This is a genomic window from Microcoleus sp. N9_A2 (assembly GCF_036701775.1).
In the GTDB taxonomy this organism is placed as follows: Bacteria; Cyanobacteriota; Cyanobacteriia; order Cyanobacteriales; family Microcoleaceae; genus Microcoleus.
This window is the reverse complement of record NZ_JAUBRH010000162.1, coordinates 1-1,179: the sequence shown is the minus strand read 5'-3', so window position 1 is coordinate 1,179 and position 1,179 is coordinate 1. Positions and strand designations below refer to the sequence as shown.

Below are 1,179 nucleotides of genomic sequence, written 5' to 3'. Positions count from 1 at the left end.
CTAATTTACAACTCTAAATGCCTACTTTTCTTTGAATTCAGTTTTATTCTCTCGATCCTTTCCTTCAGGGGACTACCTTTTGTATAATGCACTTTTGACATAGACAATTAGCGTTCGCAACTTCATAAACATCATGACCGATAGCATCCAACATCTCATCGAGCCGCACATTCAAGATTTGGGTGGATTCCAAGCCCGCCGCCTGCTTCCCTCAGACGTTCTAGCACTGGTAGGCCCGTTCATCTTTTTTGACCATCTCGGCCCTGCGGTGTTTCCACCCGGCCGGGGCGTGGATGTCAGGCCGCATCCGCACATCAACTTAGCAACCGTCACCTACCTGTTTGAAGGGGTTTTACTGCATCGTGATAGTGTGGGCAGCGTTCAAGAAATCCGTCCTGGTGCGGTGAACTGGATGACTGCAGGGCGAGGCATTGTCCACTCTGAACGCACCCCTGACGACGAGCGCAGCAAAGAAGCCATTCTGCATGGCATCCAAACCTGGATAGCCCTTCCCGATGAATACGAAGAAACCGACCCCTGGTTTCGGCATCATCCGGCAACTGAACTGCCTGCTTGGGAGGATGCAGGAGTTTCATTCACCCTAATTGCCGGTGATGCCTATGGTCGCACTTCCCCAGTTCAAATATTTTCCCCCATGATTTATCTGGACGTGCAACTGACTGCTGGAAGAGAATTTACCTTACCGAGCCATTACAGCGAACAGGCGGTTTACAGCGTAACAGAGGGGCTTGTTATTGATGGAGTGCCTCTGGAACAACATCGGTTGGCAGTTCTCACTTCCGGCACTGAAGTAAACATTTCTGCTTCAGGCAAGGCTCGTTGTATTGTGATTGGCGGTGAACCTGTTGGTGAGCGGCATAAGTGGTGGAATTTTGTTTCGAGTCGCCACTCGCGCATTGAGCAAGCTAAACTCGATTGGAGAGAGGGACGGTTTGCTCAGGTTCCTCAAGAGACAGAGTTTATTCCGCTGCCAGAAGAGCCACCTTCTCAAGCAGAGCAACCGTTGTGAATAACCGCAGCGATTTAAATTAAAAAACTGTTTGTTAATTCAGAATCTGTCTTTTTTACTCTCATCTTCACGGACTGTAGTTTAGACTAAAAAATGAGCACAGCTAGAAGTAGCCACCTTTGAATCTCAGGCAAGCTGTTGCTCAAAAA

General features: G+C 48.6%; 1 protein-coding gene. It reads left to right on the top strand.

What is annotated here, in order from left to right:
- Nucleotides 1-133 precede the first annotated feature (133 nt).
- Nucleotides 134-1,030 carry a pirin family protein gene (locus QUA44_RS30555; RefSeq protein WP_333257687.1) on the top strand — a complete coding sequence of 299 codons (897 nt, stop codon included), beginning with the start codon at nt 134-136 and terminating at the stop codon, nt 1,028-1,030.
- Nucleotides 1,031-1,179: the final 149 nt, after the last annotated feature.

Excerpts from the sequence above, each read along its gene's own strand:
- QUA44_RS30555 (WP_333257687.1), top strand. The coding sequence starts at position 134 with ATGACCGATAGCATCCAACATCTCATCGAGCCGCACATTCAAGATTTG.